The organism is Bradyrhizobium sp. Ken64 (genome assembly GCF_055807555.1).
This window is the reverse complement of sequence record NZ_JBVVPA010000014.1, coordinates 1-13,677: the sequence shown is the minus strand read 5'-3', so window position 1 is coordinate 13,677 and position 13,677 is coordinate 1. Positions and strand designations below refer to the sequence as shown.

The 13,677-nt window shown below is 63.2% G+C and carries 11 protein-coding genes; 5 read left to right on the top strand and 6 right to left on the bottom strand.

Going from position 1 to position 13,677, the window contains the following annotated elements; genetic code table 11:
* Positions 1-67: 67 nt before the first annotated feature.
* The 3 genes from AC0L2F_RS22225 to AC0L2F_RS22215 all read right to left on the bottom strand — a co-directional run bounded on the left by AC0L2F_RS22225 (position 68) and on the right by AC0L2F_RS22215 (position 3,246).
* Entirely contained in the window at positions 68-1,396 is a 1,329-nt protein-coding gene (locus AC0L2F_RS22225; protein WP_063996486.1) for a polyhydroxyalkanoate depolymerase, read from the bottom strand.
* A 121-nt stretch (positions 1,397-1,517) separates the two neighbouring features.
* Entirely contained in the window at positions 1,518-2,336 is an 819-nt protein-coding gene (locus AC0L2F_RS22220; RefSeq protein WP_007616001.1) for an ABC transporter permease, read from the bottom strand.
* A 106-nt stretch (positions 2,337-2,442) separates the two neighbouring features.
* The gene (locus tag AC0L2F_RS22215) at positions 2,443-3,246 is read right to left on the bottom strand and encodes an ABC transporter ATP-binding protein (protein WP_473249856.1); all 804 of its coding nucleotides are present in this window, start codon (positions 3,244-3,246) and stop codon (positions 2,443-2,445) included.
* A gap of 105 nt (positions 3,247-3,351) precedes the next feature.
* On the opposite strand from AC0L2F_RS22215, the gene AC0L2F_RS22210 reads away from it, so the two are divergent.
* The gene (locus tag AC0L2F_RS22210; protein WP_007616005.1) at positions 3,352-4,662 is read left to right on the top strand and encodes an ActS/PrrB/RegB family redox-sensitive histidine kinase; all 1,311 of its coding nucleotides are present in this window, start codon (positions 3,352-3,354) and stop codon (positions 4,660-4,662) included.
* 102 nt (positions 4,663-4,764) lie between these two features.
* Positions 4,765-5,319: an ActR/PrrA/RegA family redox response regulator transcription factor gene (locus AC0L2F_RS22205; protein ID WP_473249855.1), complete on the top strand. Its 555-nt coding sequence runs from the start codon at positions 4,765-4,767 to the stop codon at positions 5,317-5,319.
* 109 nt (positions 5,320-5,428) lie between these two features.
* On the opposite strand, the gene AC0L2F_RS22200 is transcribed toward AC0L2F_RS22205, so the two are convergent.
* Positions 5,429-5,917, bottom strand: coding sequence for an MmcB family DNA repair protein (locus AC0L2F_RS22200; protein WP_473249854.1), 489 nt, complete (start codon positions 5,915-5,917; stop codon positions 5,429-5,431).
* A gap of 242 nt (positions 5,918-6,159) precedes the next feature.
* Between AC0L2F_RS22200 and AC0L2F_RS22195 the strand changes: the two genes are divergently transcribed.
* Positions 6,160-7,857, top strand: coding sequence for an alpha-amylase family protein (locus tag AC0L2F_RS22195; protein ID WP_473249853.1), 1,698 nt, complete (start codon positions 6,160-6,162; stop codon positions 7,855-7,857).
* A 154-nt stretch (positions 7,858-8,011) separates the two neighbouring features.
* Here the strand turns inward: AC0L2F_RS22195 and AC0L2F_RS22190 are convergent, their stop codons facing one another.
* A complete protein-coding gene (locus tag AC0L2F_RS22190) occupies positions 8,012-9,610 on the bottom strand; it encodes an alpha-amylase family glycosyl hydrolase (RefSeq protein WP_473249852.1) in 1,599 nt (532 codons plus the stop codon).
* A 172-nt stretch (positions 9,611-9,782) separates the two neighbouring features.
* Between AC0L2F_RS22190 and AC0L2F_RS22185 the strand changes: the two genes are divergently transcribed.
* The gene (locus AC0L2F_RS22185; protein ID WP_473249851.1) at positions 9,783-10,463 is read left to right on the top strand and encodes an MBL fold metallo-hydrolase; all 681 of its coding nucleotides are present in this window, start codon (positions 9,783-9,785) and stop codon (positions 10,461-10,463) included.
* A gap of 120 nt (positions 10,464-10,583) precedes the next feature.
* Here the strand turns inward: AC0L2F_RS22185 and AC0L2F_RS22180 are convergent, their stop codons facing one another.
* On the bottom strand, positions 10,584-11,750 hold the full coding sequence (locus tag AC0L2F_RS22180) for an extracellular catalytic domain type 1 short-chain-length polyhydroxyalkanoate depolymerase (protein WP_473249850.1): 1,167 nt from the start codon (positions 11,748-11,750) through the stop codon (positions 10,584-10,586).
* 554 nt (positions 11,751-12,304) lie between these two features.
* Between AC0L2F_RS22180 and AC0L2F_RS22175 the strand changes: the two genes are divergently transcribed.
* Complete coding sequence (locus tag AC0L2F_RS22175) at positions 12,305-13,540, top strand: LLM class flavin-dependent oxidoreductase (RefSeq protein WP_473249849.1); 1,236 nt, start codon at positions 12,305-12,307, stop codon at positions 13,538-13,540.
* Positions 13,541-13,677: the final 137 nt, after the last annotated feature.

The window sequence follows — 13,677 nt, the reverse complement described above, 5'->3', positions numbered from 1 at the left end:
GGGAACTGACCCCTGTCGGAGCCTCCGACAGGGCGTCGATTTTCAGCGGGAAAGCCGAAAAACGCGATTATTCGGCCGCGAGCGCCTGCAATGAGCTCGGATTCGCCGCCGAGACCATGAAGTCGTGGATGCGCGGCACGATTTCCGATTTGAAGCGCGAGCCATTGAACACGCCGTAATGTCCGACGCCCTTCTGGACGTAATGAACGCGGCGATGATCGGGAATCGAGCTGCACAATGTGTGCGTTGCTTCGGTCTGACCGATGCCGGAGATGTCGTCGTTCTCGCCTTCGACCGTCATCAACGCGACGCGCGTGACCTTGGAGGGATCGACGCGTGTTCCACGATGGGTCATCTCGCCCTTTGGCAGCGAATGCTTCACGAACACGGTGTCGACGGTCTGCAGGTAATACTCGGCGGAGAGATCCATCACCGCGAGATATTCGTCGTAGAAGTCACGATGCTTGTCGACGAGATCGCCGTCGCCCTTCACCAGATTGGCGAACAGCTGCTTGTGGGCATCCATATGCCGGTCGAGATTCATGCTGATGAAGCCGTTGAGCTGCAAGAAGCCCGGATAGACGTCGCGCATCATGCCCGGATGCGGGAACGGCACCTTGGTGATGACGTGGTTGCGGAACCAGTCGATGCCGCGCTCCTGGGCGAGGTTGTTCACCCCGGTCGGATTGCGACGGGTGTCGATCGGACCGCCCATCAGCGTCATTGAGGTCGGCACGAAGGGATCACGCCGCGCTTCCATGATCGAAACGGCGGCGACGACGGGAACCGAGGGCTGGCACACCGCCAGCACATGCGTGTTGCCGCCGAGAACGTGCAGCATCTCGATGACGTAGTCGATGTAGTCGTCGAGATCGAAACGGCCGTCGCTAAGCGGCACCATGCGGGCATCGGCCCAATCGGTGATGTAGACCTCATGCGCCGGCAGGAAAGCCTCGACCGTGCCGCGGAGCAGCGTCGCGTAATGGCCGGACATCGGCGCTACGATCAGCACGCGCGGCTGCGGGCTGCGCAGCGGACGGGTGAACTTGCGATCGAAATAGAGCAGGCGGCAGAACGGCTTTTCCCAGACCGAGCGGACCTCGACGGGGACACGGATGCCGTTGACCTCGGTGTCGTTGAGGCCCCATTCCGGCTTGCCGTAACGGCGCGTGGTGCGTTCGAACAATTCGCAGGCCGCGGCAACCGACTTGCCGACCTCGGTGCGTGCCCATGGATTGAGGGGATTTTGAAACAGCAGCTTGGTCGCGTCCGTGATCGCACGCGCCGGATTGAGAGAGGCTTGCCCCATCTCGTACATCCAGTACATCGGCGTCGTCAGGACCGGACTGCCTTCGGCCACCAGGGGCGGCGCGCCGCCAAACTCACCAATCGGCATCGCTATATTCCTCTTCGCATCGCAGCATACTGCCGAATGCGTAATATTGCGTCAATGCATGGTTCCGTACATCTACGTGGCCCAGGTGCCAAAACCGGGCTGAATCCACGAGAAAGTGACGTTATTCGCCGCCTGACAGCAGCGAGCCCTGCATCCGGGCGCTGCGCAAAAGGGCAAGGAATGCCCCAAAAGATGCAACCAACAGCACCGCGTTGATGGCCAACGCGCTCAGCATCAGATCGGTCCTGAAGGTGTTTTCGATCAGCAGCGCGCGCATCCCTTCGAACACATAGGTCGGCGGCAGCGTCCAGGCGATATATTGCAACCAGACCGGCAGCACGCTGACGGGATAGTAGACGCAGGCGAGCGGCATGATTCCGAACATCAGGGTCCAGACGATGCTCTCGGCACCGAGGCCGTTTCGCAGCACCAGGCCGGAGACGAAGATGCCGACCGACCAGCTCGTGAAGATCAGATTGCAGAAGAACGCGATCAGCGGCACGCCGAGCGCATAAACATTGAAGTGAAACAGGAACAGCGCGAGCAGCGTCATCGGGATGACGCCGATCGCGAGCCTGATCAGGCTCATGATCATCAGCGACAGCAGGAATTCGATCGGCTTCAACGGGCTCATCATGAGATTGCCGAGGTTGCGCGCCCACATCTCTTCCAGGAACGAGATCGAAAAGCCGAGCTGCCCGCGAAACAGGATGTCCCAGAGGATGACGGCGCCGATCAGCGTGCCGCCGGCACGCGCGAAGAAGTTCGCATTCTGCGCGATATAAAGCTGAAGAAAGCCCCAGGTGATGACCTGCAGCGCCGGCCAATACAGCAGCTCGAGCAGCCGCGGCCAGGACGAAAGCAAGAGGTACCAATAGCGCAGGATCATCGCGCCGATGCGATGGAGGGAGATGCCGCGGTGGAGGGAGGCCTCACTCATTCCGCTCTCCCGTAGCCCGGATGGAGCGAAGCGTAATCCGGGAATCGTGCCACAAGCGAAGGCCCCGGATTGCGCTGCGCTCCATCCGGGCTACGAATACAGTTTCTCATCGCACCGCCTCCTGCGCGCCGTTCACCCGGCCGCGCGCGACGTCCAGAAACACCTCTTCCAGCGTGGTGCGGTTGTAGCGCGCCATGATGGCCTCGGGCGTATCGTCGTCCTCGATGCGGCCGCGCTTCATGATGATGACGCGGTCGCAGAGCCGCTCGACCTCGAGCATGTTGTGCGAGGCCAGGAGGATGGTGGCGTTGTTCGCCTTGCGATAACGCTCCAGATGGCCTCGGACCCAGTCGGCGGTGTCGGGATCGAGCGAGGCGGTCGGCTCGTCCAGCAACAGCAGTTCGGGCTGGTTGATAAGCGCCTTGGCAAGCGCAACGCGCGTTTTTTGTCCTGCGGAGAGCTTGCCGTTGGCGCGGTCGATGAACTCGGTGAGATCGAGATCGCAGGCGAGCTCAGCGATGCGGTCGGAGAGGTTCTTCACCGCATAGAGCTTGCCGAACACGGTGAGGTTCTGACGCACTGTGAGCCGCATCGGCATGTCAACATAGGGGCTCTCGAAGTTCATCCGGCCCAGCACGGAAGCACTGTCCTCCGGCATCTGATGCCCGAGCACCTGGACGCGGCCGGAGGTCGGCAGCACCAGGCCCATGATCGTCGCGATGGTTGTGGTCTTGCCGGCGCCGTTGCCGCCCAGCAGCCCGGTGATGCTGCCGCGCGGAAGCGAAAAGGAGATGTCGTCGACGGCGCGGGTCTGCTTGTACACCTTGACGAGGTGATCGACCGCGATGGCCGCGGAGAGGCTGCGATCCGCGACAGTCGGCCAGCTTGAAGCCTTGTCATTCTCGGTCATGCTGGGCGTTCTTCTGCTATTGCAGCGGAGAGCGCAAGGCTTGTAATCCGGTGGTTCCGTGAGCCGCGCGCTTGTGATCGAGAAGGCACCGCCCCCTTGGCCGAAATGACCGAACTTGCCGCTTCCGACTTTCGCCCCGCGCAGCGGCATATCCGCCTGGATACGATCCTGCGGCTGCGCTGGCTCGCGGTGCTGGGCCAGCTCGCCGCGATCTTCATCGTGGCGCAGGGGCTGGAATTCAATGTCGAGATCGTCCCCTGCGTCAGCATCATCGCTCTGTCGGCGGCGCTCAATCTGGCGCTCCAGACCGTATCCAATCCGCTGCAGCGGCTGGAGCCGATGCAGGCGGCCGGACTGCTCGCGCTCAATATCGTGGAGCTGGCGGGTCTCCTGTTCCTCACCGGTGGACTCCAGAACCCGTTCTCGTTCCTGTTCCTCGCGCCCGTGCTGATCTCGGCGACCGCGCTGCCGGCCCGCTTCACCTTCGGCCTCGGCGTGCTGGCTGTCGCCTGCGCCTCGATCCTGTTCTTCTTCCATCTGCCGCTGCCGTGGGATTCCGACGATCCGCTGGTGCTGCCGCCAATCTATCTCGTCGGCGTCTGGCTCTCGATCGCGCTCGCGATCGGCGTCACCAGCCTCTACTCGTTCCAGGTCACCGAGGAGGCGCGCAAGCTCGCCGACGCGCTGGCCGCGACCGAGCTGGTGCTGACGCGCGAGCAGCATCTGACCCAGCTCGACGGCCTCGCGGCGGCCGCGGCGCACGAGCTCGGCACGCCGCTCGCGACGATCTTCCTGATCTCGCGCGAGCTGGAGAAGACGGTGAAGGAGCCGAACTTTGCCGCCGACCTGAAGACCCTGCGCGAGCAGACGCAGCGTTGCCGCGACATATTGAGCAAGATCACCCAGCTCTCCTCCACCGGCGCACCGTTCGACCGCATGAAGCTGTCGGAGCTGATCGAGGAGGTGGTGGCGCCCCACCGCGATTTCGGCGTCGATATCAAGGTGCGCATCGCCGTTGTCATCGTGGCCGAGCCGGTGGGCTCGCGCAATCCGGCGATCCTCTACGGCGTCGGCAACATCGTCGAGAACGCGGTCGATTTCGCCCGCACCACCGTCGAGGTGAATGCGTGGTGGAACAAGGACACGATCGAGCTCGTGATCTCCGACGATGGTCCCGGCATTCCGCCTGACATCCTGAACCGGATCGGCGAGCCCTATTTGTCGCGGCGGCGCAGCAAGGACGAAGGCGGCGGCCTCGGGCTCGGCGTGTTCATCGCGCGCACTTTGCTGGAGCGCACCGGCGCCAAGGTCTCGTTTACCAACCGGACTTTTCCGGACCATGGCGCCGTGGTCCAGATCACATGGCCGAGGGAGCGTTTTGAGGCTATCGAGACCTTTGAAGAAACAATAGGATAGGCCGCGACCTTGCGTCGCACAACGGGGCCGATCGACCATTGGCGGCCTTGGCACCGCCCGATTGCGAGGCCATATGTAGATGCGTTGGAGAGAGGACAAACCTTGAACGCCATCGCCGAACTGAATGAACAGACCGACCGCTCGCTTCTGATCGTAGAGGACGACAAGCCGTTCCTGGAGCGGCTGTCGCGTGCCATGGAAACGCGCGGCTTTGCGGTGACGTCATGCGACACCGTCTCGGACGGCCTGGCGCAGATCGGCAGGGCGGCGCCGGCATTCGCCGTGGTCGATCTGCGGCTCGGTGATGGCAACGGTCTCGACGTGGTCTCGGCGCTGAAGAAGAAGCGCCCCGACGCCCGCGCGATCGTGCTGACCGGCTATGGCAACATCGCCACCGCCGTCACCGCGGTGAAGATGGGCGCGGTCGATTATCTCTCAAAGCCCGCGGATGCGGACGACGTCGTCGCAGCGCTGCTGTCGACCAGCTCGGACAAGTCCGAGTTGCCGGCGAACCCGATGTCGGCCGACCGCGTGCGCTGGGAACACATCCAGCGCATCTACGAGATGTGCAACCGCAACGTCTCGGAGACGGCGCGCAGACTCAACATGCACCGGCGCACGTTGCAGCGGATTCTGGCGAAGCGCGCGCCGCGATAACGGTGTCGCGGATCTTTGCGTAGCCCGGATGGAGCGAAGCGTAATCCGGGACAGCCGTTCCGTATGCGCGAATCCCGGATTACGCTTGCGCTCCATCCGGGCTACGGACTCACTCCCAAAACTCGGCATGCCCCTGCGGATCGACCAGCCGGTTGATCCGCAACGCCGCCGCCATGGCGAACCGCACCGTCATCTGCTTGCGCGTGGCCGCAGCGAGCTTGTGCTCGGGCGCCTCGCACTGCAGGTGCGCGCCATAGGCATCCGCGATGATGAGGCCGGTATCTTCAGGAAAGATCTCGCAAGGCAGGTCCTGGGTGAAGGCGAAGAACAGCCGGTCGCAATGCGCCCGGTATTCGTGCCATTTCTGATCGGCGCGCAAATCCTCCACCGACGACTTGATCTCGACGATCCAGATCTCGCCACGCTCGTTCAGCGCGACGAGATCGGCGCGCCGCCCGGAGGGCAGCGGCAATTCGCTAATGCAGGTGAATCCGAGTGAGCGCAACAACCGCGCCGTGCCGCGCGCGATCGCCAGCGCTGTCTCGGATTGACGGCGGTCCGGCGGCGGCACGAGGGCAATGCGGGCGGTGTTGTCCATGAGGGGGAGGATAGCCGATTCCTCAGTTGTCGTCCTGGCGAAAGCAAGAACCCATTACCCCAAGGGATCGTTGGTGCGCGAGCTGATAACCACCAGTCCTCGTCAAATTTTGGCCTGTGGCAATGGGTCCTGGATCTGCGCTTCGCTTGTCCAGGACGACGGCGGAGTACGGAACCGCTCTCGCTCTTAACACTTATCACGCAGCCGCCGCACCTCGGCGGAACCACCGAGGCTGCGCGCGCATGATCGACGATCTCTGGTACAAGAACGCCATCATCTATTGCCTCTCCGTCGGCACCTATATGGACGCCAACGGCGATGGCATCGGCGATTTCAAGGGCCTGCTGCGCCGGCTCGATTATCTGCACGGCCTCGGCATCACCACGATCTGGCTGATGCCGTTCCAGACCTCGCCCGGCCGCGACGATGGCTACGATGTCGCGGATTATTACAGTGTCGATGCCCGCTACGGCACGCTCGGCGATTTCGTCGAGTTCACCCATGGCTGCAAGCAGCGCGGCATTCGCGTCATCATCGATCTCGTCGTCAACCACACCTCCGACCAGCATCCCTGGTTCAAGGCGGCGCGGAGCGACAGGAATTCGCCCTACCGCGACTGGTATGTCTGGTCCGACAAGAAGCCGGCCAACGCTAATCAGGGCATGGTGTTTCCCGGCGTTCAGAAATCGACCTGGACGCGCGACAAGGAGGCCGGCGCCTGGTACTTCCACCGCTTCTACAATTTCCAGCCCGACCTCAACACCTCAAACCCGCATGTGCAGGCCGAGATCCTCAAGATCATGGGCTTCTGGATCCAGCTCGGCGTCTCCGGCTTCCGCATGGATGCCGTGCCTTTCGTGATCGCGACCAAGGGCGCCAAGGTGAAAAAGCCGGTCGAGCAATACGACATGCTGCGCGCATTCCGCGAATTCCTGCAGTGGCGGCAGGGCGACGCCATCATCCTCGCCGAAGCCAATGTGCTGCCGAAAACCGACATGGAATATTTCGGCCGCGATGCCGACCGCATGCATATGATGTTCAATTTCCAGGTCAACCAGCATCTGTTCTATGCGCTGGCCTCGTCCGATTCCCGCCCGCTGGCCAAAGCGCTGAAGGCGACCAAGCCGCGGCCCGCCTCGGCGCAATGGGGCCTGTTCCTGCGCAATCATGACGAGCTCGATCTCGGGCGATTGACCCCGGCGCAGCGCGACACCGTGTTCAAAAGCTTCGGTCCTGACAAGGACATGCAGCTCTACGACCGCGGAATTCGCCGCCGCCTGGCACCGATGCTGGGCGGCGACCGCCGGCGGCTCGAGCTCGCCTACAGCCTGATGTGCACGCTGCCGGGAACGCCGGTGATCCGCTATGGCGACGAGATCGCGATGGGCGATGATCTTTCGCTGCCGGAACGCAATTGCGCGCGCACGCCGATGCAATGGTCGACGGAGCCGCATGGCGGCTTCACCACCAGCGACAAGCCGGCCCTGCCCGTCATCGACGAAGGACCGTACGGCTATCCGCATGTCAACGTCGCCAAGCAGCGACGCGATCCCAACTCGATGCTGAACTGGACCGAGCGCATCGTCCGCATGCGCAAGGAGGTGCCGGAGATCGGCTGGGGCGATTTTTCGATCATCGCGACGCGCGATCCCGCCGTGTTCATCATGCGCTACGACTGGCGCAACAATTCCGTGCTGTTCGTGCACAATCTCGACGAGAAGCCGCGCGAGATCGCATTCTCGACAGGGCTGCCCGGCGAGGCCGGCGCGCACCTGATCAATCTGCTCGCGGAAGACCACAGCCATGCCGACAAGCGCGGCCAGCACCGCGTCGTGCTGGAGCCCTACGGCTATCGCTGGTACCGTGTCGGCGGATTGGATTATCTGTTGAAGCGGAGCGATATCGACAAGACGGTGCGGGGTAACAAGCATCCGGGGTAGGTGCGACTACACACTCCGTTGTCGTCCTGGCGAAAGCCAGGACCCATTACCCCAATCGCTCGTTGTCGTTCGAAGTGAAAACTACGAATTTTCGCGAAACCACTCCCTGGGGTAATGGGTCATGGATCTGCGCTTCGCTTGTCCAGGACGACGGTCATGGCGGCATCACCACTACCCCCTCATTGCCGCGCAAATCCAGCACGCCTTCGAGCCGCTCCTCTTCGCGATCCAGAAACGTCGACAGCAGAATCTCGCTGCCGAACTTGATCGCGCTGGTGGTGACCGCGATCGGCTCAGGGCCGAGATTGAGCACCACGATCACCGCCCTGCCCTCGGCCTCACGGCGATAGACCAGCAGATCGCCTTGCGCCGCGATCGGATGATAATCACCCGCGACCAGCGGCGGGCAGCGCTGCCGCAACGCGATCAGGCGTTTGTAGAGCGTCAGGATCGAAATTGGATCGGCGTCGAGATCGACGACATTGTTGCGGATGTGATCCTCCGGCAGCGGCAGCCATGGCCTGACCTCCGAGAAGCCGGCGAAGTTGGAGGAATCCCACTGCATCGGCGTGCGGCAGCCGTCGCGGCCGACACCGATGCCGGGCACGTTCTTCTCGAAGGGGTCGCGCACGTCCTCGGGCGCGATCGCGAGCTGATGCATGCCGATCTCATCGCCGTAATACAGCGTCGGCGTTCCGCGCAGCGTCAGCAGCAGCATGGCGGCGATTCGAGCCTGCTCTGGGCCGACGCGGCTTGCGACGCGCGGGCGATCGTGGTTGCCGAGCACCCAGTTCGGCCAGGCTCCCTTCGGCAGCGCCTTCTCGTAATCCTCGACGATCTTCTCGATCGAGCGCGCGCTCCAGAAGGTCGAGAGCAGCGCGAAATTGAACGGCATCTGCGCGCCAGTGAGATCGTTGCCGTAATAGGCCATCAGGCGATGCAGCGGCAGATAGATCTCGCCGATCAGGACGCGGGCATCATAGGCATCCGTGACGCGGCGCATCTCGGCGATGACGTCGTGCACCTCCGGCTGATCGGTGGAATATTGCGTGAGGATCCTTTCGTTCGGCGGCCGGCCCTCGGCATAATGCGGATTGGGCGGGTTGTCGCGGAATTCGGCGTCCTTGATCAGATGCCAGATCACGTCGACGCGAAAGCCGTCGACGCCCTTCTCCAGCCAGAACCGCATCACGTCGTAGATCGCCGCGCGAACATCGGGATTGCGCCAGTTGAGATCCGGCTGCTGGGCGAGGAAGGCGTGATAGTAATATTGTCCGGTGGTCTCGTCGAACTGCCACGCGCTGCCGCCGAACTCGGACAGCCAATTGTTCGGCACGCCGCCACCCTCGCCCGGGTCGCGCCAGATGTACCAGTCGCGTTTGGGATTGTCGCGCGAGGAGCGGCTCTCGACGAACCAGGGATGCTGGTCCGAGGTATGGTTCGGCACGAGGTCGAGGATCAGCTTGAGGCCATTGTCGTGCGCGGCGGCGAGAAGCGCATCGAAATCCGCCATCGTGCCGAACAGCGGCTCGATGCCGGTGTAGTCGGAGATGTCGTAGCCGAAATCGGCCATTGGCGAGGGGAAGATCGGCGACAGCCAGATCGCGTCGACGCCGAGCGATTTCACATAAGGCAGCCGCTGCAAAATGCCGGCGAGATCGCCCACACCGTCGCCGTTTGAATCCTGAAAGGAGCGCGGATAGACCTGATAGAAGATGCCGTCGCGCCACCAATTGCTGCCGCCCTGAGTCATGCGGGAAATCCATCCAAAAACTGCTTCTCGCGCGGAAGAACGCGGAAGGAGCGCCCCGGTTCAAACCAGCAGGCGAATTGGGACGGCCGTGTGACGATGTCCGCGGCTGTTCCCGAGCCCCGTGGACAAATCTTTTGCTTGGCGACATGGCAAAAATCGGCATTGTGGCGCCATGACCGAGCAAAATGAGACACAAGCCGAGGCAGGCGCGAAGGCGGGCGCGATCATCGTCCCCGTGACGCTGTTCGAGCAGAATTGCACCATCATCTGGGACGAGCCTTCCAAGAAGGCCGTGGTGATCGATCCCGGCGGCGACGTGCCGAAGATCCTGGACGCCATCAAACAGACCGGCGTCACCGTGGAGAAGATCTGGCTGACTCACGGCCATATCGACCATGTCGGCGGCGCGGCCGAACTGCGCGACGCGCTGAAGGTGCCGATCGAGGGCCCGCACGTCGCGGACAAATTCCTGCTCGATAACGTGGTCGAGAGCGGCGCGCGCTTCGGCATGACGGGGGTGCGCAATTTCGAGCCGGACCGCTGGCTCGACGAAGGCGACAGCGTGGCGATCGGCGATCTCAAGTTCGACATCTATCATTGCCCCGGCCATTCGCCCGGCAGCGTGGTGTTCTTCAACAAGGACTTGCGCTTCGCCCATGTCGGCGACGTCTTGTTCGCAGGCTCGGTCGGACGCACCGATCTGCCCGGCGGCAGCCACGCGACGCTGATCGACTCCATCAAGACCAAGCTGCTGCCGCTTGGCGACGACGTCGGCTTCATCTGCGGCCACGGCGCCGGCTCGAGCATCGGCCAGGAGCGGATGACCAATCCGTTCATCACCGGCGAGATGTGAGCGCCTATTCCGCGGCGTCTGCGAACGCTGCGGGCTGGCTCAGGTTGCGGTCACACCCCAGTCGCGGATCGCAGCGACGACGGGCACAAAACTCCTGCCTTATCGGCGCGACGGCCTGAATTACTTCATCAATCCCGCGGCCGTGAGGGCGCGCGTGATGATCTGGCCGAGATCGAAGCCGCGGGCCTCCTCGCGCTTCGGCTCGGCCGGCTCTTCGGCGACCGCCGCGCGGATCGAGCGGGCCAGATGCGGCGCGGGCGAGCGGGCCGGCGTCGGCTTTGGCTCGGCCTTCTTCGCCGCGTCGGGAATCCAGCCGGTGAGGCCGAAGAATTTGGCGATGTGATAGGACGAGGAGATGCCGGCCTCGATCAGGAACGCGCCTTCCACGCCATAGCGCTGGTCGTTGTCGGCAAGGCCGAGCGGCGTGCCGTGTGCCATGTCGGTGATGGCGTAGGACTCGACGAGCGTCTCGCCGTCCTTGTTCCACCAGGCCTGGCGCGGATATCCGTCGATGTCGGTTTCCGCCATCGGCGCCTCGGGCAGATCGTGCAGGTCGAGCCATTGCTTGACGATCTCGTTGGCATTGCCGGGATTGACGGTGCGATCGGCGCTGCCGTGCCACACCGAGATCTTCGGCCACGGCCCGCGATGATTCGAGGCCCGCCGCACCAGATCGCCAAGTTCGCGCGCCGGCCGCTCCGGGGAATGAAACATGCCGTCCAGCGCCTCGCGCAGATTGGTCGCGATGCCGTAGGGAAGTCCCGCGATGACCGCACCGGCCGCGAAGACTTCAGGGTAAGTCGCGAGCATCACCGACGTCATGCCGCCGCCGGCCGACAGGCCCGTGATGAAGATGCGCTTGGGATCGACGCGATGGGTTTCGATCATGTGCGCGATCATCCCGCGAATCGAACACGCCTCGCCGCTGTCCCGTGCCGTGTCTTCGGGATTGAACCAGTTGAAGCATGTGTTGCTGTTGTTGATGCGCTGCTGCTCGGGCATCGACAGCGCGAAGCCATAGTGCTCGGCGAGCGTCGACCATCCGGCACCGAGGTCGTAGCTTGCCGCCGTCTGGCCGCAGCCGTGCAGCACGACGACGAGCGCTCGCGGCTTCTGCAGTTGCGGCGGCACGAACGCGAACAGGCGCAGATTGCCGGGATTGTCGCCGAAGCCCGTGACCTCCTGCAACGGACTGGACGCATCGGCGCTCCGGCCAAACTCGGCGAAGCGCAATCCGTCCAGCTTTGGCAGACGTCTCAAGAGATCGACATTTCTGGTTAACGACACGGCAACTCCTGGCAGGCGACGTTCAACGTCCACCCAAACCAAATAGTTGCTGCAGCGCAAAATAAAAAGACCGTGTGCTGTCGATGAGGTGCTAAATCTCAGGAAAGCCTGCAGAAATCCGCACGTATTAACCGCAATGCCTCAACTTCGTGCAGATGCACGGCGCATCCACGCCAGGAATACGGGGCAGATCATGATTAACGTCAGGAACAGGGCGGGCGAGACGAGAAATCCTGCGCGCGCTGATTGCAGGGCTTCAATGGCAAAATCAGGGTGAGCCGAGCAGGCGGCCAGAAGGACGTTTTTGTTGCCGTGAAGGTCGCCCACCAGCGGTGCGACGAATCGATCTGCTTTGTGACGGTTTGATGCATTGGCGCGCGAACGCGTGATGGCCTCCGAGGCAGGTATCGCGAGGTCTCACGTCTTCCCCGACAGAGCGCTCCATCGCATGGCTGCATTCCACCGCGCGGGACATCGCGCGATTGCGTTCGCTGTCTTCAACACGTAGCTTCGCGTCACAAACAAACAAAAAATGTAAGTTGGAGAGAACGCCAATGGCGCGCCTGAAGTTCGGAGCCTTCCTTGCCCCGCATCATCCGATCGGGGAGCATCCGATGCTCCAGTTCCGGCGCGATCTCGACCTGGTCGAGCAGCTCGATGCGCTCGGCTATGACGAGTTCTGGTGCGGCGAGCATCATTCCTCCGGCTGGGAGATGATCGCCTCGCCCGAGATGTTCCTGGCTGCGGCCGGTGAGCGCACCAAGCGGATCAAGCTCGGCACCGGCGTGGTGTCGCTGCCCTACCACCATCCCTATAACGTCGCGCAGCGCATGGTGCAGCTCGACCACATGACGGGCGGCCGCGCCATCTTCGGCTCAGGTCCCGGCGCGCTCGCCTCGGACGCGCATACGCTCGGGATCGATCCGATGACGCAGCGCGACCGCCAGGACGAAGCGATCGGCGTGATCCGCCGCCTCTTCGACGGCGAGCGCGTCACCGCGAAGAGCGACTGGTTCACCATGAACGACGCCGCGCTGCAGCTTCTGCCCTTGCAGGAGGAAATGCCGTTCGTCGTGGCCTCGCAGATCTCGCCCTCCGGCATGACGCTCGCCGGCAAATACGGCATCGGCATCATCTCGCTGGGTTCGATGACGACGCAGGGGCTGATGTCGCTGCAGCAGCAATGGCAGTTCGCCGAGGACGCGGCGAAGAAGCACGGCACCAAGGTCGATCGCGCGAACTGGCGCGTGCTGCTGACCTGGCACGTCGCCGAAACCCGCGAGCAGGCCCGCCGCGAGGCCGGCCCGGGCCTGATGCGCTGGCACAACGAATATAATGTCGGCACGCTGCAGCGGCCGGGCTTGACCGCGTTCGCCTCACCCGACGAGGCCGTGGACAAGACCGCTTTCGTCGACGGCGCGGCCTCCGTCATCGGCACGCCCGACGATCTCGTCAAGATGATCAAGAACGTGATGCAGGTGTCCGGCGGCGTCGGCGCCGTCATCGGCTTCGTGCACGACTGGGCCAATCCGGAGAACACGCGCCGGAGCTGGGACATGGTCGCGCGCTATGTCGTGCCGGAGATCAACGGCTACATCGACGGCTTGCGCAAGTCGCAAAAATTCGTGATCGAGAACCGCGCGATCTTCGAACGCGCAGGACAGGCCGTGATGGCCAAGATCATGGAAAACGAGAAGGCCGCCGAGGCGTTGAAGGTGACCGGCGCCGGCCGCGTTGCGATTCCGGCCGTCAACGCGCCGGATTTGCAGAAGGAAGCGGCGAAACGATAGGTTCAGAGCCCGCCCGGACCTCGGCGAACGCCTCGTCCTTCGAGACGACCGCTGCGCGGTCTCCTCAGAGCTTGAGAATGTTTTGCTCCCGCCGGGAGAGTTTTGCATTGCCTGGAGAGCGGTGACCCCAAGGTTTT